Origin of the sequence: Aquimarina megaterium XH134 (assembly GCF_000520975.1) — a bacterium.
In the GTDB taxonomy this organism is placed as follows: domain Bacteria; phylum Bacteroidota; class Bacteroidia; order Flavobacteriales; family Flavobacteriaceae; genus Aquimarina; species Aquimarina megaterium.
Genome location: NZ_JACB01000001.1, coordinates 332,207 through 352,912, shown reverse-complemented (window position 1 = coordinate 352,912; position 20,706 = coordinate 332,207). Strand labels below are relative to the sequence as shown.

Below are 20,706 nucleotides of genomic sequence, written 5' to 3'. Positions count from 1 at the left end.
GATGCTTATACCTATTCCATCCAATAGAAAACGTTTCACTTTGGCAGTTACCATCAAGGTAAAAAAGGCAATGCATGTTGGTTTTAAGGTGTATGACCCAACCGTACCCAATACACATTATTTCCGTAGAAAAGCTTTTTTGACAAAAGGACAAAAAAGATGTATTAAAATTCCATTGCCAGTCACGCCAGAAGAATTGGAACTAGAAGTGTATGATAAAAATACGGGAGATGATTTAGGGATTAAGATTGTGGATTTTAAAGTGGTTATGATGGGAGATCCACAATTTTGGGCAACACCAGAGCAACAGCGATTTATGGATTTTGCCATCCAGTTTGCTCAAAAGGCAGGGCATGTCCCTTCAGGATTTTATGATAGTCCAAATAATGAGTTTTTGTTTCAATACTTACCCGCAATTACTAATGAATTTGGAAAAGAACTGATTACACCGGCAAGAATACATCGTAAGATGCCAAGGGTACAGATATCGCAACGATTGTTTAAAACATATACGATTCCAGTACGGGTAGCTATACTATCTCATGAAGGATGTCATTGGTTTTTAAATACCCGTAGTGAGACTACAGCGGATTTATGCGGGATTCGGCATTATTTAGACTTTGGCTTTCCAAAAATAGAAGCGGTGTACGCTGCTACAAAAATTTTTAGTCAATATCCCGAATTAGTGGGTGAAATACAAGTGAAACGAACAAAAGAAATAGTTGAATTTATAGACGGATATGTATTAACACAATGAAGAAAAGCACGGAAATAGCATTTATAATGACTGGGATCGGTATTGCTGCATTATGGGCAATGCTTGGGAGAAACCGTAAGAGGTCAAGTCTAATAGAAGCACCTATAAAAGGTGGGGCAAATGCTATTCCAAAAAAGGAGAATGAAGAAGATGCATTTCAGGAAGCTTTGGAAGGTATAGATCCGTATGATTCTTTTATCAAAACAGATTATCCATATTATAAAAGACAGCCTAAAAATCCCTTTAAAGTATTGGGCAAAGCCAATGTAAATCTCAACAATGCAACTTTTTATAAAAAATTACAGCAAAACTATGAAACCACACAACTAACCCTAACGAATACCTCTGATATAGAGCGTGAAGTTCGTTTATGGGCTGGCAATAAAAAACCACCTATTTCTCCTGCATTACCAGGAGACATTGCAGATCATATTTTTAGAACGATCATAGCAAGTGCGAATGGAAGTACAGGTATTTATCCACAAGGAATAGTAGTGAACCCTTATAATGGATTCACCTATATAGCCAATCAATTATCCCATAATATTAGTGTATTGAATAGTGACGGAATTGTTATTTCCCTGATTCCTATAACTGCTAATGGTAGCAGCCCCTATGGGGCATCGCCCGTAGACCTGACCGTGAATAGCCAACCTAGTTCCCCAAACTTTGGAAAGGTCTACGTGGCGAATGTTATAGGTGACACCGTAACGGTGATTAATCAGCAATTAGAAGTTACAACTACTATTCCAGTAGGGAAACGCCCCATTGGAATTACTTTCAATGCTTTTAATTCGAATGTTTATGTAACTAATATTGGGGACGATACCGTTAGTGTTATTGATTCTATAACCGAAACAATACTGACAACAATCGCAGTGGGTAAAGCTCCTAAAAGTGTTGCTATTCGACCAGATAACGGTCAAGTATATGTTATCAATTCAGGAGCAAATAGTATATCAAGTATCGATGCCAATAATCAAGTATCTGCTACTATAGAGAATATAGGAAATGAACTTACTACGGCTGGATACAACCCTAAGAATAATCAGTTATATGTGGTTTCCTCTGGAGAGAGTACGGTTATCCCTATCGATTTGGATACGAATATACCAAGTACAGCAATTCCAGTTGGAGCAGCTCCGTATCGTATTCTATACAATCCAAATAACGGTCTTTTGTATGTCGGAAATCGAGCAGATAACACCTATTCCATAATTGATACCGATACCGTAATCGATACACTATCATTAGGTACGGTAGGGACATCAATGGGGATTGACAGTACTACAGGTATGATTTTTAGTAGTGATAGCACAACGGGTGTAGTTACACTGATTTCGTATAGCAGGGAGAGTAATGTGATACTTATTAATGAAGGATATTATGCAAAACGGGAAGATTTTACCTTCAACCCTGCCATTGTACAACACGTCAAATTTATTTTGTCTGGAACGCAGCGCTTTAAAGTCTTAAAACTAGAAGAAGAAAGCGTGACAGGAACTACACAGGTAAAGCCCATCTCCTTTTCCAGTTATCATAATCCTCAAAACTTTGGGAATGTAGCCGAAGTATTTGAAATGAAAGGGGCGATCATCGATGGTAAAAATGGATGGGTATTTAAAATAGCAGGAAAACAAACCATCACCATACTAACTTATTACAAACAATTTGAAACAGAAAACATTTTAGAACATGCAGTACTTAATCAGAAAAACAGCAAGGTATGAACAATGTATTAGATATAGCGTTGGCAGAATACGGAATTACAGAGGTTGTAGGTAGAAACCACAATTCTCGCATTCTCCAATATTTTAAGGAAATCGGTCATAAATGGGTGATTACAGACGAAACCGCTTGGTGTTCCACCTTTGCAAATTGGGTGGCTATGAAAGCAGGGTATTATAGAAGCGGAAAACTAGACGCACGCTCTTGGTTAAGGGTAGGAACTAAAGTAACTACTCCAAAAAAAGGAGATGTTGTTGTCTTTTGGAGAGTAAAAAAAAGTGATTGGAGAGGACACGTTGGTTTCTTTATCGGCTATAGCGAGGATAAAAAATACATCTATGTATTAGGTGGCAACCAGAACAACCAAGTATGTATTAAAAGATATCCAACCTATCGATTTCTTGGATTTCGATCCATTGTAAAAAGCAATTTCAAGCCAATTATAGATGCAGCATAATACAGGTGTTGAACTCGTAATAACATTAAAAATTTAAAAGATGAAAAAAGTAGATTATTTAATCATTCAAAGCACAGAATCAGGAGAAGGAACACCTGTAACAAAATCAGACATTATTGAATTACATACTACTGATGTTCGACAAGGTGGGTTTGGGTGGAAAAGACCAGGGCTTGATTATTTGATTCAACCTGATGGAGCAATGGAAACTTTGATTTCAGAAGATAATCCTACAGCTGTAGATCTATGGGGAATCTCTGAAGGGAAAAAAGGAATATACGGTATATGTAAACATATTGGATATGTCGGTGGGAGAACAGAAAAAGAAACTAAAGGGAAGGACACACGTACAAAAGATCAATTGACCACATTAGAGACGATTGTTAAGTTCTACATCTTAAAATTTCCAAGCATTCAAATACTTGGATTTAACGAAGCTCCTGCTAAAAAAGGAGAAGATAATCCGGGCTTTGAGGTTTCTATTTGGTTAGAAGAAATTGGGATTGACGAGAAAAACATATTTAAAAAGGTTAAAAAGTAGGTAGATGAAAAATACCATAATCACATTGGGCGTAGGGTTTCTTATTGGTCGGTATATCTATATCAATCGTGATAAAAAAGAAGCACATCGTAAAGAAGCTCAAATCAAAAGAAGAATCATAGCCACTTTGGAAGATTTGGGGTTATCCAAAAGAGAAATCAAAGAACAGTCCAATACGATATTTAAAAGATAAAGAAAAATAGTATGCCCGTTGAAGTAAACATACAAAACAAATCATTTCTGATTCCTGAGTCTGGAGATCCCTGCGAAATATGGGTAGGCTATTTCAACAGTCTCAAGGCTGACTTGGGTACAAATAACGCAAGGACAATCTGGCTAGTGACTTGGAAAACAAACGGGGCATCTAGTTGTACAACAAACGGTAAGTTCAATGAATGGCTACGCAAGAATAAAATAGATGTTTCAAGTGCAGCTACTAGAGCGATTGCAGATGCATCCCAAATTGGGAGCAATTTTATGGGGCTTGGAAAAAACTTATCTAAAGTTGCATCCGTAGCCCTTCCAGTAACATTGACGTTGGTGCTAGTAATGATAGGTATGGTATTATGGAATACGGCAAAAAAGGCAGATGTAACGGATATAGCTAGTATTACCCCAATGGGTAAATCTTTAGGAGCTGGAATAAAATTTTTGAATAAATGAAAAAAGTAATTGGGTTACAAATCGCAGCAGGAACAGTAGGACTAATATTAGTTGGTACTACCTATGTCACTTTACGAAATCGAAAACGTGATAAAGTTGCCAATACCCTATTACTAAAGTTAGGTAAAATGCTGAATCCTGTGAGCAAAGGTTTAATGAGCGAAGAAGCTCTGGATGCAAAGTATGTGGGACGGGTATTGAACAAAGTTAGCGGAAATGTCGTAGTTCTGAAGAAATCCACAACAACGCGGTATGCAAATGAGATCCATAAAGCATTTAAACCTTGGTATCGAGGGGGAGATGCGGAAGAAAATGTATATGCAGTATTTAGAAATCTAAAGGATAAGGTACAGGTATCACAAGTGGCAAAAGCATACTTGAGTACTTATAAGATGTCACTCAGTGACCAATTAAAAGATCGTTTTGATAAAGATGAAATTAAGACAGTTTTGAGCATCATTTCAAGATTACCGAAGTATAGAAAATTATAAAAATTAAAGCAATGAAAATGACAAAAACAATGTGGTGGACTATCGGAGGTGTCGGAATCGCTGGATTGGGTGTAGGAGCTTACTTTTTTATTAAACGTAGAAAAAAATCAAAAGAAATTTCTTTTTCTACAATTAGTAACTCAGGAAAACCTGTAAAAGTGATAAGAGGGGGAAGTGCCACACCAGTAGAAGAACCTAACTGGAAAAACCCTTTTGATATGAATTATATCAAAGATGTGAAAAAATGGTTGGGAAGGAAGCGTATTAAGGAACTTTCAACAAGTACTGCCAGTAAATATGCCCTTGAATTAAAAAGAGCAAAAGGACGCTTTAATGACGATGAGGAAGCTGTAGAAAATGTGTTTAAAAGATTACAAGATAAAACGCAAGTAGCAAGTTTGTCAAAGGCATTTTATTTTAATCATAAGAAAGATATGTGGCAATATTTAAGAGGTTTTCTAAGCGATAGTGAAATGAAAAAACTAGTCCATGATCCCGTTCGTAGACTACCAAACTACAGGTTACTAACATAGGCAGTTTATTATAAAAAAGTATTAAAAACAGAATTATATGGGAGTAGCAACTAAAAAATCAAAAGGAACTAAATCAGGTGAAGGAGATGGGAAAATTTGGATAGGTATTGGTTTTACTGCTTTGCTATTAGGAGGAGTTGGATACTGGTATTACAAAAAAAGGAAGGAAAAGGAAACAGAATTGTTTCTATCCTCTGGAGATATTACAAATGGAGATGTGGATACAGTGGATACACCTGTAAAAGTGAAACGGTTTCGATGTGTAAGTAGTGCGTATCCATTAGAATACGGAACGTGTCATAGAGATGTGAAGGTACTACAGTCCTATATCACTAAAATCCACAAGGACAGTATTGGAATAGATGGAATGTACGGAAATAAGACAAACAAGGCAGCAAAGAAGTATTTGCAAAAAGCATTTTTTACCAAACAAGATATTAATGGAATGCGAACAGCTTTAAAAACGATTAAGAGATGATTAAAAACGATTGGATTATTGCAGGAGTAGGAATTAGTATCGGCATTATAGCCGTATACCTTGTTAAGAATAAAATAAGAAATCCTAAGATGGTTTCACACCCTATAGAACCAAGTTTAGAAGCTACTAAAAAAGAAATAAAGCAAGATGAGCCTTGCTTAATAAAAAGACAGGAAATGGAGAAGATAGCTCCAGAGGTTACTACTAAAAAACCTTGGTTATTGACCAAAGGTAGTACAGGGAAAGAAGTAGAACGATTACAAATATGGTTACTTAGACATCACGGTTGGAAAGGTGTAATTACAAAAGTGTTCGATGAACAGACGGAGCAACTGGTTAAAAAGATTTTCAAAAAAGAAGGTGTTGATAAGGTAACTTATGATAAACATCAAATGGGAACACCAATTCACGAACTCATAAAAGCATAATTCTAATGGAAAGAAGAAAAAAAAGAAACTTCGGAAATATTCTGGATGCATTAGTGGACAAGGATGGGCTTAAAACAGAAGTAACTATTACCCTTACCAATCAAACCTTGTTAAAAATCATTATGGGATTGCTCTTATCTGGAGTAGCAATAATTGTGGTTGCGAATGTAGTCAAGAATGTATTGCCGAATACGCAGTTGGCAGCTATCGAAAAAGAAATTATAAACATTAAACAAACCCTTTAAATCTAAAAGTTATGGAAATAGTTATGGAAAAATATTCGGAATTTTTAAATGCCCTCGATTGGGTGTATATCTTCTCCTTTATCCTAATTACTCAGGCGATAAAGTACTATAAACTACCTGAATTTATAGGCAATGGTACAGATATTAGACTTAAAAATAGAGTTCAGGTAGCAATCATAGGATTGGTATATGGAGTTATCTATTTTTTCGTAAGAGACTGTGAACTGTCACAATTATTATGGATTCCCGTGTCATTCATCTTTGCAACAGGATTTCACAAGTTTTTGTTTGAGTTTGCTTTTGATAAGTTCCTTCCAAAGAAAAAGGTTGATACCTCTAATGAAGATCTTTTATGAAATATTATAAATGGATACTACCTCTTGTCATAGTTATAGGGGTAGTCATTACTTTTTTTCTTGTTCTTCCTGAAGAAGAAAGTGTGATAGATCAAATTCAAAAAATAGAGATTGAAGAGTTGAAACGGGAAAACATTGTTTTGAAGGAAAATAATGATCTTTTGGATAAAGAAATAGCGGAAATGGAATTGATGACGGATAGTTTAATTGCACTCGTAATTAAAGATCAGCAAGTAATAGAGAAACTAATAGTTAGAAAAAATGAAAAAGTTAGTGCCATTGATGATTTTACTGATGATGAGTTATATCAGTATTTCACAAGATTTAGTACCAAAGGTACAACAGATTGAAAATAAGAAACACTATTGTTTTACAATTGCACAATCACGTGAGATTGCCAAGTTATTGGAATTAGGGAAATACAATGATTCTCTAGTTCATAATTTGTCTTTAACAAATCAAAGATTTCAATTACTCACCCAAAAGAAGGATAGCATTATTTCTTTTCAGTCAGATAAGTTGAAGAATTATTCGATGGTCGAACAGAACAATGATAAAACCATTTTACTATTAGAAGAAAGATTAGCACGAGAAAAGAAAAAAGTTAAGAGAGGGAAGTTACATAAGATTCTGTTAGGGATCAGTTTAGTAGCCTTGGGAACATTAGTAATCAGTAATTAAAGCGATATGGAAATAGCAGGATATCAAAGTGATTTAACATTAGACAATGTAAGCGGAGATAGTAATTTACCGCAAGAAAATAATCTAGGAGGTTTTGGAAATACCACAGGAGCAAATGAAAATGTGTATGAATTAAGCTTAAACCCAAAATTGACGAAATCGTATAAAGCGGGCTTGTCAGTAGAGGTGGTTTTTCATAACAGTAATACTGATAATGCTACCTTGAATATAGACAATCAAGGAGCTATTCCCTTAAAGAAATTTAATGGAGTGTCATTAATACCTATCATAGCAGGAGATTTAAAAACCGCACTTATATATAAACTAGTATTTGACGGCAATTGTTTTCAAGTACTTACTGGAATTCCATTGGAAACAGGTATTAGTCAAAATAGTCAAGTAGTCTTTTCTATTCTGGATGAAAACATCAATTCTGATGATGTTTTCTATATAAGTAATCGGAATAAATACGCAGTGATTAACGGGAATCTAGTCATTCCTCAAAATATCCGATTACGTAGAGTCGGTGGTGCAGGACAACTAGGAGGTACTGCAAGTGGTGGTACGGTTTTAAAAATGCCAACACCTGCAGATGTTGGAGGAGTGATTGCATGGACGGTTCAATCTTCTGAAGGAAACTCATTTTTTTGCCAGTTAAGTGGATTTGGTATTTTAGTAATCACAGGTGAATTTACTTCAGATTTAGATGAAGTATCCATTCATTTTCCTTCCTATGTTGCGAAAATACCACTAGAGTTTGCAACAATTCCCGTATTTAATACCCCATAAGAAACTTTATATGTCCACTAGAAAAGAACAGTTTGTAATACGCTATTACCCCTATGCAAAGAAGGCTTCCGAGAAATCAGGAGTGCCTATTTTATTTGGGTTAGCACAAAGCGCTTTAGAATCTGGTTGGGGACGCTCGGCAAAAGGAAATATGATGTTTGGTATTAAGAAAGGATCTGGTAAAAATTATGGTGGTTGGTCAAAGGGCGACAGTCAACTAATTACTACTACCGAGTATAGTTCCAGCCCAAACCGAAGCTTTCCATTTATTTATCCAGGATACCCAATTCAAACCTCAAGTGGTAGATGGAAATATAGAATTAAAGATGTTTTTAGAGCATATCCAAGTCCTTTCTTCTCCTTTTTAGATTGGGCAGGATTGCTTTTTAAAAATAGGCGATATAGATATGCAATGCAGCATAGAAAAGATCCATATCGTTTTGCTGAAGAAGTAGCGAAGGCAGGGTACGCTACAGATCCTAACTATGCTAGTAAGATCAAAAAGATAATGAAGGAGATTGAGCAAGTGATCGTCCTAAAGAAATTAGATAAAAGACAAAAGAATATCATACTACCAATGGCAATTATGGGGATAAGCGTCATAACAATAATAATTGCAGTGGTAAAGAGTAATACAAAATAGTAAGCGTATGGAATATTTAAAATTAGCAGGTATTGTTATTGGAGCAAGCGCATTTTGGAAAGTAATAGAAGCCTTGTTACAATATGGAGTTAAAAAGAAATTAAAGAAAGCTGAAATACGAAACCTAAATGCGGAAGCTGATGATAAAGTAATTGGGAACTGGATTCAATGGTCGGATAAGATGGAGGAACGAATAGACGAATTGGAGAAAGATAATAAGGAGATGAAAGAGATTATTGTTAAACAACGTGAACGGATTAATGATCTTGAAGTCTATACGGAACAATTGGAGCATAAATTAAGGAAATATCAAAACACGAAGAAATGAGAGCAGATAAAGGAAATACTTATATGAATGTCATTTTTGGAGCTTTTCTAATTGTTAATATGGTAAGAATTGGAATGGCAATTTATGATAGGAATCAAAAAGTAAAAGGGAAAAAACATTGTAATTGTGGTGGCAAAGGATAAGACACATATATGGTTTGGTTTAGGGGCAGCTTCTATAGTAATTATAGGGGCTATTACTGTAATGCGATTAAAATCAAAACCTAAAGTTGATCTATCTAAATTTGATAGTCCGGACATTCAGGGATCTGGTAGATGTATGGATAAGGAATTTATCAAAATGCTACAGAAGTTAACCAAAGTAACAAACCTGCCTATTTTTAATATGATTAATTCTGGTGCTAGATCAGCTTATTGGAATAGAAAAGTAGGTGGAGTTTCTAACTCATCCCATAAAATACCTAAATGCCAAGCTGCTGATATTAAAACCCCTACAAAGTCTATTAGGAATAAAATAGTAATTGCAGCAAAATTAGTTGGCTTCAAACGTATAGGTGTTGGTAAAACATTTGTACACCTTGATAATGACAAGTCCAAAAAACAATATGTAGCGTGGGGATATCCTTCAGGAACAAAGCCCCCTATAAACCCATTTGTATAATAGTTGAGAAATATGTTTAGAGATAGAATACAAAAACAGGTATATCCTCATAGAAATAATACAGCATCAATCCTGAATTATTTAGAAGAACTAGTGTTGATCAATGCAAAAGAAGTAGGGTTAGTTCCTATTTCTGAAGAAAGAGGAGGGTATCAGGATTTAGAGGTTGGATATAATAGACCTACATCTCTTAATGTTCCTAGAGAAGCTGTATCCGCAACCATTATGATAGAAGGAGATGCATCGATTACAAATCCAACGGTAACTAGAACTTCTAAAGCAGAAGGTACAACAACGATGGCATCCTTAGTGATTCGATTTAAAGAAAATGGGACTGCCCCTACTTTGAACTCAGGTTTTGGGTTAGGGAACAATGATATTTTTGAATTGGTGGGAACTGAAAACTTGTTGAAATTTTTGGTTATAGGCATAGTTCGCAATAATATTCAAGTATTGCGAATACAATATTACTCAACTGCTCAAAACATCCAAAGAGGAAGAATATGAGAACAATTAGAACACAACGATTCGTAAGGAGTAGTAGTTCTGCTCATACTGAGACTACAATAATAGTGAATCCAGACCCATCCGATGAAGTAGGGTTACATTTATCTCCATTTGTAGAAGAAGTACTAAGAGGTCAATTTGCGACCAATACGACACATACTGTTACGTTAAAGGGATATCATTTTGACCCACGATCTAAAGTGGTTTTACTAGGAGAAGATTTTAGAATAAGGCAAGTAAGATTTATTAACCCAACAAGGCTTGATGTGGTAATCACTTCTGGAAGCACACAAGGGAAGTTTCCTATATCCGTGAATAATAATGGTTTGGGTTCAACTTCTCCAATAACAGTTATTAGAATACTAGATCCAGAATGGGTAGATTTAAGGAAAACACCCATTAGTACTTTGAATATTGAAGTAACCAAAGGTATTACATTAAAACAGGATAGGAATAAAGGTTTGTCAACTATAGTCAACACTGATGGTAATCCATTCGATAGGGGAATAAAGTTTAAGAGAAATACCTGGTTACGCAATGATGAACTTAGGTTCTCATTTATATTTACTACAACAGGAACATCTGGTTTAAGTTTGTTGGGAATTGGTGGATCAAACATTGATGTCAATGATTTAGATAATGGCATTTACAGTGGAGAAATACAATTATTCTATGTTAATGGAGCTTGTAGTCAATTTTATGGTGGAGGAAAAGAGAGTAATTGGAATCAAAATATAGGTAAATCAATTACATTTCAAAAAGGTAAGTTCTATAAAGTTGAATTTCATAGATCCGGTATTAACGGAACACGTATTACTATAATTGAGGTTCGTGCGGATAATTTTGATATGCAAGTCCAATTCGTTCATCAATGGATTTCTAATTGTCCTGCAAATGATCCTGTTTTGATGCCTTACTGGTCAGCGGTAGGTAATCCTGAAATGTTTTTAAGTGCTTTTAAAATAGGGTGATTATTCAATTACTTACTAATGCTTTAAGAATAGAGATTAGTTTTTAATCGTAATCTTCATCATAATCTACATTTGTAGCTCCTATTGGTAGATTGTCATCCTTGTTAGGAGGAGTAGTTACACTCGCAATCATTATTGCTAATAAACAACTTGTGATGATAACCATAATCACTAATTTTATTTTTCTCATTTTATTAAAATTTATAACGACTAATAAATATTATTTCTCCAATTGATGTGAAAAAATATTGTTTTCTTTTTGGTTTACATTTCGAGAGAATTAAAACCTGTAAATTTTTCAAAATTTCGATATGATACTTTTCCATAAGTACTACAGTTACAAGATTCCCTTTTATTAAAATCGATTACGGTAATATAGTTTCTATCTTTTTTGTTAGGTAATCCTTCTTTATTTAAAAACTCATAAAATTTCTTTACTTTAAACCCTTTAATAGTTCTGCTAGTCTCCGTTAGGGGTTTACCAATGATATGTTTTGAAATTAAAGTATCACCATTTGCAAAAATTAGAATACTATATGAGTTTATATGAATCGTTTCACCAGATTCATAAGTTCTTATTAGGATTGCTCTTTCATAGCCCTTTTCTAATGTAAGCTCATTAGCAATCCTATATGAAATACCATCTAAAAAGTTATAAGTTCTAATATCGTTTGGATCGATAGGATGATTTTTCGTCAAAGTTGCATTGCACTCATTATCTTTTACGATAATTGAAGAAATTAATTCTTCGATATGAAAGGAATAGTTTGTTTTAGTTTTACCGCAACTAACAATAGATAGTATAGTTGCCAAAATAATTATGTTTTTCATATCTCGATTATTTTAAAATTTCTTTTTGTAATCAAACTTACTTTTTCGTACCATTTTTCTTGGTTTAAAACCCCTCTCTCTCCTTATAGGATTTTCAATTTTAGACCTTACTCTAGCTTCTGTTTTATCCAATGGAGCATAAGTATTGGGAGCATACCAAACACCATCATTTGGGTTGTCCTCGTATGGGTTTACATAATTTGATTCTGATAAATCATCTGTTCTATTAGCAAAAATTTTAGAATGACCAAGCTCGTGAGCTAATCCTATTTCAGATGGTCTATTTTTATTCCCATCAATATCAACACCACCTGTAGTTTTATCTAAATTAATTTCAATTTTAGAATTACCATTTTCCTGTTCTTCTGTTCTATTTTGCCCGTCGGCAGATTTTGTTATTGTCACTACAGCATCATTTTCGATTAATCCATCAACCAAATTCTGTCCTTCCTCACAGCCACTATTGCAACCTGACTCAACAATGGTCACTTTACCATTTTCGTCCATACTTAATTGACTATCCGTTAGGGATTGTAAATTAGCAAAGGCTTCATCCCGAAATGCTTGTTCTCCCTCGATGATAACATCAAAGGGTGATAGCCCTAAAGGATCGATGTAACGAATCGGATTGTTATTCACAAAATTATATGGGCTTTTATCTGGAAATTCATCCGAAAGCGGATCAGGATTCATCCAACGACTAGATATTGAAGGCTCTAAAGTTGATTCGGAGTAGGTTACAGTTTCTTCAACAAAACCGACAATTTGTTTTGATCTTGTATTCAACAAAATAGTCCCAATTTGAACAATACTGTCATTATCAAAATGCTCGATGTACTTCCCTTTACTTAGCGTTCCTATTTTTGGCTCATACCCAAATTTTTCAAAAGGATTTTGGGCATTTATAATTCCAAAATACATAAGAAATATGAAGTAAAGATATTTTTTTTTCATTGTGATGGATTTAGTTTTTTAATTCATTCTTTAATTATGTTCCCTTTCTTATCAAAAGTGACTGAGTATCCTTCGGCTATCATCCATATTCTACTAACACTGAACAGATCATTTTCATTAAATGTTCGGTCTGTTTGATACTTATTTAACTTTTCATTTCTTTTAGAAAGTGTTTCTAATTTAGTTTTTCTCAGATCCGTACCAAAAACATAATCAGACTCAAATACCAAGGGGTAGAACTTATCATTGATATATACCTTTCTATTTGATTTCTTTATATAGTCGAAACTATCAGTTGATGTATTGTTTTTTTGTTATCGCTTAAAATTATTATTCTGTAAGTGTCTTTATCTTTGTGGATTAGGTAGAAGGAGTAATCATAGTCGGATTCATCTTTTATCTGGTCGTAAAGCATATTTTCTACTTTGTCAGGAATTAAATACGGAATACTATTACCTATTTTTGAAGTTTTACAACTTACTGTAAAGAGAATTAATACTCCCATAGAGGTTATATTTTTCATATGCCATGATGTTTTGTTCCTATAAACTCCCATTTATTCGTGGTACACGAATACTCAAAAGTTGTTATACTTCCTCCTGCATTAGCAAAGTCGTAATGTTTTTTGTTTCTTCGGGATATTCCAAAATCAGTTATATATATCAATATCCGATTTCCTTTTATTCGGATAGGTGAAATTTTAAAAACAAAGATGCCTTTTTTTAGTAGTTTCTTGTTTTTTTTATGGTAGATATTGATATAATTAACTTTATGCCCGTCGATGTTTTCAGGTAAGTAGTTATTCATTGAATCATCCGTAAAAAAATAATAGTGGTCTTTCTTTTTTGTATAGTCAATTTTGTTTTTTATAGCGGTAGAATAAAATGCTTTTAAGTCAATATAATCCTCTTTTTGGGAAAAACAAGAGAAGCTAAATAATAAGGTTAATATTAATACAAAATTCTTCATTTTTTTATCTTTTTGGTCTAACAAATCTTTTCTGTGGAAGTGTTGCTATTACCCCACTGCCATTATAAATATATACTCTTTTATCACCTCTACCAAAGGTGTAGTTTGTTCTATTAGAATCTTCTATATCAGGGTTAGAAGGACCTTGATGAAATCTGCTAGTTTTTACACTACCTCCAACTGATCCTACAGAACTTGTTGTTGATCTAGATTGCACACCCGAACCAGTCTGTGCTGTACCGCTAGGATGGCTGTGAAAAGTAGACTTAATTGCATTCGAAATTTCATGAACTATTGATGCATATCCACCTTCTACCGTCGGGTCAGAAACAGCGCCAGGAGGAGATTCTGTGACAACTCCATCATGTGAAATTGTACCTCCATATTCTCTATTATTTGCGTCCGAAGTTCCTCCTGATCCGCTATCTTGGTTGACAATATCAACCATTGTTTGTCTTATACCTTCATTTCCTTCGATTTCTACACTATTGACATATGCAATATTGTTTTCTTGGAAAGCTGCCGTGTTTCCACTATTTTCTTTTATGAATTTTTCTGTTGCTTTAGCTTCTTTTTTTGAAATACCTGCCATATTATTATTTCCATCAACGCTACTTTTCGACGTTTTAACAACATAAACCTTGTCGTCATCTATGCCGTCATCCCCAATTTGCCGACCTGCTTCATTCACAAAAATTCCCCACGCTCCGTCTGGATCAATAACATTTATAGGATTGTCCCAAGCATAATTATATGGTGAAAACCTCCGCATACCTTCTGCTAAAGGGTCAGGGTTCATCCAACGACTAGAAATTGAAGGTTCTAAAGTTGCTTCTGACAATGTTACTGTTCTCATTTCAAATCCAACAATAGATTTGGAATGAACATTAAGTAATACCGTTCCAATTTGTACAATACTATCATTATCGAAATGCTCAATAAATTTACCTTTGGTTAGTGTTCCTATCTTTGGAGTATACCCAAATTTTTCAAAAGGATTTTGAGCTGCTAGTATACTTGTACACATAAGTACTAGCAATATAATATAACTTTTTTTCATTTTACTAATTGGATTTTTCAGGGTTAGTTATTTTTTTATTTTCATATTTTTTTCGTTCTTTTTTTAAAGAAGTAAGCCAATCTAGGTACATTTTTTCTGGCATTCTACGATAACCTGATTCGTGAATTGAAACATATTCATGTTGAATCTCTAGGAATTGTAATCTCAAATAATCATCCTCAGATACTTCTTTTGTAAAAACATCGAAATCCTTTTTTACTTCCTTTTCAAAAATCTTCTTTTTTGTTTCTGCTTGTAGAATTCTACCATTTATATAATGGGGATAATATTGCAAGGCTATTTGACAAGCTCTCATTACGAACTCTCCATTATTGTCGGGAAATATTTTATTATATCCCTGAGCTAAATCAATTATGCACATAGAAACACTTTGTTTGTCAGTTAAAGCTTCCATATACATTTTGTTTGTTATGGCATCCAGATGGATATATCCAGAAGCCATCAACCAAGCGTCATTGGGAAAAATACCAGATGTTAACTCGGTATTATACCAACCATCTATTTCATTTTGGTGTTTAACATAGATATGATTAGGAGCTATTGCTAAATGAGCATCTGCACCTATTTCTTCTGCAAGAATTTTATATAAATATGGTAAAGAATGGCAGTTCCCTTTACCAGTTTCTAGTAATTTGGAGACAAACATAAAATCCCAATTTTTTAATCCCCAAATGTCTTCGAAATCATAAGTATAAGGGATGTATTCATACATAACTCCATCTTTGTCAGCTATAGGTATTGTATCTATTACTACAGAAAATAAAGCAGCATATTTTTTAACTTTTAGACTATCACGCCCCTGATATTTTAATTTGATGTGGTCGACCATAGATTTAGTAAAAGAAGAGAGTCTATTTATTTCAAAATTGAAACCAATAGTATCTAATCTATTATTGTAATAAGCATTTTCAACACTTATAACAGCCTTTTTAAAGCTTAACTGACAAGAATCTTTGAGCATACAATTTAATTGCTCTAAAGTGTCTTTGTATAGCTTATTTTGATCTTGCGACCAAAGCGATATACTTAGAAATAATACCAGTATAAATAGTTTTTTTTTAATCATTATTGTTTAACAGTATTTTGGTGTTGAGTTTAGTTTTAAGTTCAATGTTTTGTTGTTTGTTACTTTCTTCTTTTACAGAAGCTAACCATCTTTGATATTCATCAGGTGGCATTTCTTGATGCCCTAACTTATCAACTATTTTATATTGAGCGATCATATTTTTGTACAGTTGAATTGCCATAGGGTGTTTTTTGATTTCATCAAAATTTTCTTTACCTATACCAAGTTTATCCAAAGCATATTTGACCTTGATAGTGGCGTAGTTAGATTTTACCTGATATGCTTGAGCATTTGATGGGTCGAGCGTTAATGCATTTGAAATCATTTCATTAACAAACTCATCATATCCAAATTTTTGAATATAGCCTAAAGCCAAATTCATAGTAAGGTGTGATTGTAGTTGTTTTTTAGAAAGTGGGTGCATATAAATTTTATTCTGTAAAGCTTCGGCTTTTACATATCCTGATTGAAGTATAAATGCATCTGTTGTTAGCATCCCATTAGTAAGTTCAACATTATACCACTTCCATTTTTGATCATCTTGAAATTTAATATATGAGTGATTTGGAGAAAGAGCTAAGTTAGCTTCTGCGCCAATTTCTTCTGCCAGTATTAAATATAATTGTGGTAGTGAATTACATTGCCCTTTGCCAGTTTCGAGTAGTTTTTTTACAAACATTTTACTCCAATCATCTTTGCCCATATAATCATTAAAATCATAGGTCAAAGGAAGATGTTTTACGTTCTTGGATCTTATCTGGAGGGTATCTGAGAAAAATTGAAAAAGCAAAAAAATCTTTGCCAAATTACTTTGAGAATCATACCCAAGTTCGGTCATTTTTTCTCTAAGAAAATCTCCTGTTTGTTTAATAGTAGTATCAAATTCATCATAACTGTTTGTTTCCTCATAAAATGCATTTTCAATAGTGAATATTGCTTTTTTTATGGAAAAGTCAGAGCTTGACATGTTTTGAAGTTTTTCAAACGCTCTCCTGTAGTAACTAGCTCCTACTTTGTTGCCATAAGAAGGTAGACTATAGTTTTTAGAGAAAGAATCTAGGGCATCATTAATTAATGTTTGTGCTTGTTTTTCTCTCAACTTCTGTTCCTGCATATTTCTTTCAACTTCTGCAATTAAAAGTTGATTCCTTACCTTTTGATTAGTAGTGTGTAATGCGGAATTGACAGGGCTTCCGTAATTATTCTTGGAATAATTAGTGAACTGATTTGTACTTGGTGTTTTTGGCGTCAAATCGGGAAGTACCTGGGCATTCAATAAAGGGAATACCCCAAGTAGTAAAATAGGGAATATTGTGTTCAATTTTAGGTCGGTTTTAAGTTTAGTAAACATAGTTTTTAATATTAAAAATGACAACAATACACTAGGTAATTTTCTTATATACAATGTTCTAGATTAACAATTTACAAGTTCTTTGTAAGAAGGGTCTTTTTCTATCATTTTTTGCAAACGGTTTTTTGAATAGTGTTTCTTTTTTCTCACGTAACCCTCTGTGTACTTCATTATTTTTGAAATTTCCTTTGAACTCTTTCCTTCAAAGGAAAGGTTTAGCAATTTTTGTTGCTCTCTACTCAATTTCATATAGTACCTCTGGTAGATATCTTGTCGTTCCTTTATTTCCATATTTTGAGAGGTATATATATGCTGTTTTTGGAGGTGTTTAAGGAGGGAATTACTGTAAATAATGTTACTTTCCTTACGGTATTGATTTCTCCATAGGTTTTTACAAATTCCGTAGAAATAACTTCGTAAAGAACCTTTAATATTGAGTTGATTAAAGATTAGTTTATTGTAGATAATAATCATTGCATCCTGAAATATATCCTTTATGTCTTCTTCATTTCCAGAATTTTCTAAGATATAATTACCAACGTATTGAAAGTTTTCTTGATAAAAAGTGTCGATGATGAAGGAATCTCCAGTAATAATTCCTTTTATTATTTTATGATCCTTATGGCTTATCATTTTTAGGCTATTCATAATTTTAGTGAACTATTTCCTAACAGTCCTCTTTTTTGAATATCAGTAAGATTATTATATTCTTCGTTTGATATTGCTTGATATCCATTCGGGCATATTTTTTTGAATTCTTTAAAAAAGTGTTTAGCTTTTTTCTTTTCAATTGAATCAATACAAATTTTCATTTCTTTTAGGTCAGATTCAAAATTATGTTTGTTATCTCTCATCAACTCATTCAAAGCAATTTCAATGATTTTTTCTTTGTTTAGATGTATTCCAAAAACCCTATCTCCTTCATAGGTAATTCCGTTGAAGCGAAAAACTGCTATTAATTTTCTTGATTTTTGATCCTTGGATGCTTGTGCTTGAGCCAAGGTAGGTATGAGAATTAATAAAAAGAATATGGTCAATACTGTTTTAATTTTCATTTTGATTATTTTAAGTTTTAAATACATTAATACGTACCTCAAAAAGGAGGAACAATGGAGGTTTTATTTGGCAATTAGTTTATGAGGATTTTTCTCTTTTCTAATGGGATTGTTGGTATAAAAACCAAACTTAAAACTGACCTCTTTTTCATATACAAAACTTCTATGGTAAATATCATAGATAATTGGAGCATTTAGGTTTTTCATTAATCGAATAAATCGATATAACTTAGTCTTTGATATTTTTAGTCTTGAAGATAGTTCGTCAGGAGTGCCAGTGTTTTTCAGACGAATTAATTGATCAATTCTGTCTATCATTTCTAACTGTTTTAATGCAATCATATTAATTGATATTTTAAAAGTTAAAACATAGGCATAAGTAGGTGTTCAATTAGGGTAGGAACTAGATTTGGGAAGATTCCAATTGTGTTACTCTTTTTATTTATTAATTAATCCAAACTTCACTATTGCTTAGTGTTTCAATGGAATCACAAGCTTTATCATAATAGTATATCTTAGCAATTGATTCGTGAACTAATAGAGTATCGGGAACTTTGGAATGTAGATCATCCATAAAAAGGTTTATATCAATTTCCATTAATTGTAGTACATCATATAAAAATTGTACTGATTTAATTTGTTCCATAAGTCTTGTGTTTAGGTATAGTTCGACGTTGATAAATTCTTTTTATTAGCACGGAGGGTATGTTCCTATTATGTGCAGTGTTATTGCCCCTATTATCGCCCCAAATAGGAAGTACAGTATTTTGGTAGTAGTTTTAATCTTGTCTATATTCATTTGTTTTTAAGGTAGTTTAAAAGGATACAGGAGCGCAATCATAAATGGGTATTTAACACAAACTCAACTTATACTGATATTATGATGTTCTTTGCTCCCGTATGCCTTATTAAATTTAATTCTTAGGATAGATGAGGGTGCTTTATTCCTTGGGGAATACCTTTAAAACGTGGTTATTATGAAAGAATATTGCTATTGAAAGTTTGGAGATTTACAATAGAGGTTTTAAAAGTACTGATTTGGTTTATAAAGCACCCAACATCTATACTTGGGGTTGGGGTAATTAACCACAAACTCAATTTAATTGTGGGGATCTAAATCTTCTGTCATTGATTATAGTTTTAGGTTGTAAATAATTTCTAAACTCTGATAGAAATTTTCCATTCTTTTTATCTGGATTCTTTTTGTTTTTTGCGGATTCAATTTCTTCACTAATAGAATCATCAGATTGAAAATTCTTTTTAATGATTGTAAGAGCAAACTCAAGGATATCTGGATGATTCCATAAATCGGTATTTGCCAATGCCTCTATCCTTTCGTTTACAATTGTTTTTTGGGGGGCTTTAAGTTTTGAATAGCAAGATTCTTGTTCCAGATTAAGCATTACTTTTTCGAGTTTTCGTTGTGTCGATAGACTTTTTATGATGTTAACTTCTCTTGTACTACTGAGCATAACAAGCATTCTTCTTTTATTTATTTCCTCTACAGCTTCATCAATCGATTTTCCTTCGTTAAATAGGCTTATTGACCATTCATAGAGGGTAGTTTCATAATTTTCACCTTTAGTTAGATTGGTATGAAATTGATCGATGTTCTCTTTGAGATATTTTAGTATTGAAGCTATAAACCTATTTTTTAGGTTAGTTAATTCAAGATTGTCCATATTTGTATTATTTTGGGTTTTATTAACTTAACTCTATCGCAAATTGCTTTCTTTTTGATCACTTCCTTTATTTTGCTCTGGCGATTCAAAGTCCGATATTAGTTTTTTTATTGAGCGATATGCTCTTTTAATCCTTTTGTCATTAAGTTTTCTATCATGTGTAAGGAATTTTTGTATAGTTCCCGGAGGAATTTTAAAAAACCTATCAAGCCCATTCTTATTGAAAATATCTTGGTATTCGATTAGCCAACTTTCTACAATGAACCTCCGATTTTTTTTCATAAAAACATTCTTTACTTGTTGATTGTTAGGTGTTATTGTTAACGATCCGTATGAAAAGATCATTTAATTAAGATCATTTTTCATTCTAATTACTGAAGGGGAAAAACTATCTCTTATTTAGAGAGAATAATATTTTATCGTTTTCGTTTGTTTTTTTATAAATTTACCTTTTCACCTCAAGCAAATTTACATATTTTATATGAATAATTCACATAAAA

At 33.1% G+C, this 20,706-nt stretch carries 35 protein-coding genes; 21 read left to right on the top strand and 14 right to left on the bottom strand.

From position 1 onward, the window contains the following. The first annotated feature begins 1 nt into the window (after position 1). Genes Z053_RS0101640 through Z053_RS0101540 form a run of 21 tightly spaced genes read left to right on the top strand, consistent with a single transcriptional unit; the run spans position 2 to position 11,217 of the window. A complete protein-coding gene (locus Z053_RS0101640; protein ID WP_025663291.1) occupies positions 2-757 on the top strand; it encodes a hypothetical protein in 756 nt (251 codons plus the stop codon). Beyond that, on the top strand, positions 754-2,487 hold the full coding sequence (locus Z053_RS0101635) for a YncE family protein (RefSeq protein ID WP_025663290.1): 1,734 nt from the start codon (positions 754-756) through the stop codon (positions 2,485-2,487). The genes Z053_RS0101640 and Z053_RS0101635 overlap by 4 nt, the downstream gene beginning before the upstream one ends. Then, positions 2,484-2,942, top strand: coding sequence for a TIGR02594 family protein (locus Z053_RS0101630; RefSeq protein ID WP_025663289.1), 459 nt, complete (start codon positions 2,484-2,486; stop codon positions 2,940-2,942). Before Z053_RS0101635 ends, Z053_RS0101630 begins: the two co-directional genes overlap by 4 nt. Positions 2,943-2,982: 40 nt before the next feature. After that, the gene (locus Z053_RS0101625) at positions 2,983-3,483 is read left to right on the top strand and encodes a hypothetical protein (protein WP_025663288.1); all 501 of its coding nucleotides are present in this window, start codon (positions 2,983-2,985) and stop codon (positions 3,481-3,483) included. A gap of 4 nt (positions 3,484-3,487) precedes the next feature. Next, positions 3,488-3,676 carry a hypothetical protein gene (locus Z053_RS0101620; RefSeq protein ID WP_025663287.1) on the top strand — a complete coding sequence of 63 codons (189 nt, stop codon included), beginning with the start codon at positions 3,488-3,490 and terminating at the stop codon, positions 3,674-3,676. Positions 3,677-3,687: 11 nt separating this feature from the next. After that, positions 3,688-4,146, top strand: a complete 459-nt coding sequence (locus tag Z053_RS0101615; RefSeq protein ID WP_025663286.1) for a hypothetical protein — start codon at positions 3,688-3,690, stop codon at positions 4,144-4,146. Beyond that, positions 4,143-4,637, top strand: a complete 495-nt coding sequence (locus tag Z053_RS0101610) for a hypothetical protein (protein ID WP_025663285.1) — start codon at positions 4,143-4,145, stop codon at positions 4,635-4,637. The genes Z053_RS0101615 and Z053_RS0101610 overlap by 4 nt, the downstream gene beginning before the upstream one ends. 11 nt (positions 4,638-4,648) lie before the next feature. Continuing rightward, complete coding sequence (locus Z053_RS0101605) at positions 4,649-5,170, top strand: LPXTG cell wall anchor domain-containing protein (RefSeq protein WP_025663284.1); 522 nt, start codon at positions 4,649-4,651, stop codon at positions 5,168-5,170. Positions 5,171-5,207: 37 nt separating this feature from the next. Beyond that, positions 5,208-5,648: a peptidoglycan-binding domain-containing protein gene (locus Z053_RS29745; RefSeq protein WP_025663283.1), complete on the top strand. Its 441-nt coding sequence runs from the start codon at positions 5,208-5,210 to the stop codon at positions 5,646-5,648. Further along, entirely contained in the window at positions 5,645-6,076 is a 432-nt protein-coding gene (locus Z053_RS0101595; RefSeq protein ID WP_025663282.1) for a hypothetical protein, read from the top strand. Before Z053_RS29745 ends, Z053_RS0101595 begins: the two co-directional genes overlap by 4 nt. Positions 6,077-6,081: 5 nt before the next feature. Continuing rightward, positions 6,082-6,321, top strand: a complete 240-nt coding sequence (locus tag Z053_RS0101590) for a hypothetical protein (RefSeq protein WP_025663281.1) — start codon at positions 6,082-6,084, stop codon at positions 6,319-6,321. Between the two features lie 11 nt (positions 6,322-6,332). Continuing rightward, positions 6,333-6,677, top strand: a complete 345-nt coding sequence (locus tag Z053_RS0101585; RefSeq protein ID WP_025663280.1) for a hypothetical protein — start codon at positions 6,333-6,335, stop codon at positions 6,675-6,677. Next, positions 6,674-7,027, top strand: coding sequence for a hypothetical protein (locus tag Z053_RS0101580; RefSeq protein ID WP_025663279.1), 354 nt, complete (start codon positions 6,674-6,676; stop codon positions 7,025-7,027). Before Z053_RS0101585 ends, Z053_RS0101580 begins: the two co-directional genes overlap by 4 nt. Further along, on the top strand, positions 6,972-7,358 hold the full coding sequence (locus tag Z053_RS31285; RefSeq protein WP_206539199.1) for a hypothetical protein: 387 nt from the start codon (positions 6,972-6,974) through the stop codon (positions 7,356-7,358). Before Z053_RS0101580 ends, Z053_RS31285 begins: the two co-directional genes overlap by 56 nt. A 6-nt stretch (positions 7,359-7,364) precedes the next feature. Then, positions 7,365-8,147 carry a hypothetical protein gene (locus Z053_RS0101570; RefSeq protein WP_025663277.1) on the top strand — a complete coding sequence of 261 codons (783 nt, stop codon included), beginning with the start codon at positions 7,365-7,367 and terminating at the stop codon, positions 8,145-8,147. A gap of 10 nt (positions 8,148-8,157) precedes the next feature. Continuing rightward, positions 8,158-8,790 carry a glycoside hydrolase family 73 protein gene (locus tag Z053_RS0101565; protein WP_025663276.1) on the top strand — a complete coding sequence of 211 codons (633 nt, stop codon included), beginning with the start codon at positions 8,158-8,160 and terminating at the stop codon, positions 8,788-8,790. A 7-nt stretch (positions 8,791-8,797) separates the two neighbouring features. After that, positions 8,798-9,118, top strand: coding sequence for a hypothetical protein (locus Z053_RS0101560; protein WP_025663275.1), 321 nt, complete (start codon positions 8,798-8,800; stop codon positions 9,116-9,118). Beyond that, on the top strand, positions 9,115-9,261 hold the full coding sequence (locus Z053_RS31280) for a hypothetical protein (protein ID WP_160170039.1): 147 nt from the start codon (positions 9,115-9,117) through the stop codon (positions 9,259-9,261). The genes Z053_RS0101560 and Z053_RS31280 overlap by 4 nt, the downstream gene beginning before the upstream one ends. Then, complete coding sequence (locus Z053_RS0101550) at positions 9,245-9,739, top strand: D-Ala-D-Ala carboxypeptidase family metallohydrolase (RefSeq protein ID WP_241459800.1); 495 nt, start codon at positions 9,245-9,247, stop codon at positions 9,737-9,739. The genes Z053_RS31280 and Z053_RS0101550 overlap by 17 nt, the downstream gene beginning before the upstream one ends. Before the next feature lie 12 nt (positions 9,740-9,751). Next, positions 9,752-10,246 (top strand): hypothetical protein, encoded by a 495-nt coding sequence (locus tag Z053_RS0101545; protein WP_025663273.1) that lies wholly within the window; start codon positions 9,752-9,754, stop codon positions 10,244-10,246. Next, positions 10,243-11,217, top strand: coding sequence for a hypothetical protein (locus tag Z053_RS0101540; RefSeq protein ID WP_025663272.1), 975 nt, complete (start codon positions 10,243-10,245; stop codon positions 11,215-11,217). The genes Z053_RS0101545 and Z053_RS0101540 overlap by 4 nt, the downstream gene beginning before the upstream one ends. Before the next feature lie 43 nt (positions 11,218-11,260). On the opposite strand, the gene Z053_RS31275 is transcribed toward Z053_RS0101540, so the two are convergent. The 14 genes from Z053_RS31275 to Z053_RS0101465 form a co-directional block, all read right to left on the bottom strand. Then, complete coding sequence (locus tag Z053_RS31275; protein WP_160170038.1) at positions 11,261-11,407, bottom strand: hypothetical protein; 147 nt, start codon at positions 11,405-11,407, stop codon at positions 11,261-11,263. 74 nt (positions 11,408-11,481) lie between these two features. Next, a complete protein-coding gene (locus Z053_RS0101530; RefSeq protein WP_025663271.1) occupies positions 11,482-12,048 on the bottom strand; it encodes a hypothetical protein in 567 nt (188 codons plus the stop codon). Between the two features lie 12 nt (positions 12,049-12,060). Then, on the bottom strand, positions 12,061-13,002 hold the full coding sequence (locus Z053_RS0101525; protein ID WP_035094596.1) for a M91 family zinc metallopeptidase: 942 nt from the start codon (positions 13,000-13,002) through the stop codon (positions 12,061-12,063). A 274-nt stretch (positions 13,003-13,276) separates the two neighbouring features. Further along, positions 13,277-13,525, bottom strand: coding sequence for a hypothetical protein (locus Z053_RS0101515; protein ID WP_025663267.1), 249 nt, complete (start codon positions 13,523-13,525; stop codon positions 13,277-13,279). Beyond that, entirely contained in the window at positions 13,522-13,971 is a 450-nt protein-coding gene (locus tag Z053_RS0101510; protein ID WP_152538241.1) for a hypothetical protein, read from the bottom strand. The genes Z053_RS0101515 and Z053_RS0101510 overlap by 4 nt, the downstream gene beginning before the upstream one ends. A gap of 4 nt (positions 13,972-13,975) precedes the next feature. Then, a complete protein-coding gene (locus tag Z053_RS0101505; RefSeq protein ID WP_025663265.1) occupies positions 13,976-15,031 on the bottom strand; it encodes an RHS repeat-associated core domain-containing protein in 1,056 nt (351 codons plus the stop codon). 4 nt (positions 15,032-15,035) lie between these two features. Beyond that, the gene (locus Z053_RS0101500) at positions 15,036-16,118 is read right to left on the bottom strand and encodes a hypothetical protein (RefSeq protein WP_025663264.1); all 1,083 of its coding nucleotides are present in this window, start codon (positions 16,116-16,118) and stop codon (positions 15,036-15,038) included. After that, complete coding sequence (locus tag Z053_RS0101495) at positions 16,111-17,439, bottom strand: hypothetical protein (protein WP_152538240.1); 1,329 nt, start codon at positions 17,437-17,439, stop codon at positions 16,111-16,113. The genes Z053_RS0101500 and Z053_RS0101495 overlap by 8 nt, the downstream gene beginning before the upstream one ends. A gap of 93 nt (positions 17,440-17,532) precedes the next feature. Beyond that, positions 17,533-18,117, bottom strand: coding sequence for an RNA polymerase sigma factor (locus Z053_RS0101490; RefSeq protein ID WP_025663262.1), 585 nt, complete (start codon positions 18,115-18,117; stop codon positions 17,533-17,535). Further along, positions 18,114-18,524 carry a hypothetical protein gene (locus tag Z053_RS0101485; RefSeq protein ID WP_152538239.1) on the bottom strand — a complete coding sequence of 137 codons (411 nt, stop codon included), beginning with the start codon at positions 18,522-18,524 and terminating at the stop codon, positions 18,114-18,116. The genes Z053_RS0101490 and Z053_RS0101485 overlap by 4 nt, the downstream gene beginning before the upstream one ends. Positions 18,525-18,587: 63 nt before the next feature. Then, positions 18,588-18,866 carry a hypothetical protein gene (locus tag Z053_RS27705; protein WP_025663260.1) on the bottom strand — a complete coding sequence of 93 codons (279 nt, stop codon included), beginning with the start codon at positions 18,864-18,866 and terminating at the stop codon, positions 18,588-18,590. A gap of 103 nt (positions 18,867-18,969) precedes the next feature. Next, positions 18,970-19,170, bottom strand: coding sequence for a hypothetical protein (locus Z053_RS0101475; protein ID WP_025663259.1), 201 nt, complete (start codon positions 19,168-19,170; stop codon positions 18,970-18,972). A gap of 448 nt (positions 19,171-19,618) precedes the next feature. After that, positions 19,619-20,206 carry a hypothetical protein gene (locus tag Z053_RS0101470; protein WP_025663258.1) on the bottom strand — a complete coding sequence of 196 codons (588 nt, stop codon included), beginning with the start codon at positions 20,204-20,206 and terminating at the stop codon, positions 19,619-19,621. Between the two features lie 33 nt (positions 20,207-20,239). Then, positions 20,240-20,488, bottom strand: coding sequence for a hypothetical protein (locus tag Z053_RS0101465; protein ID WP_152538238.1), 249 nt, complete (start codon positions 20,486-20,488; stop codon positions 20,240-20,242). Between the last annotated feature and the right edge of the window lie 218 nt (positions 20,489-20,706).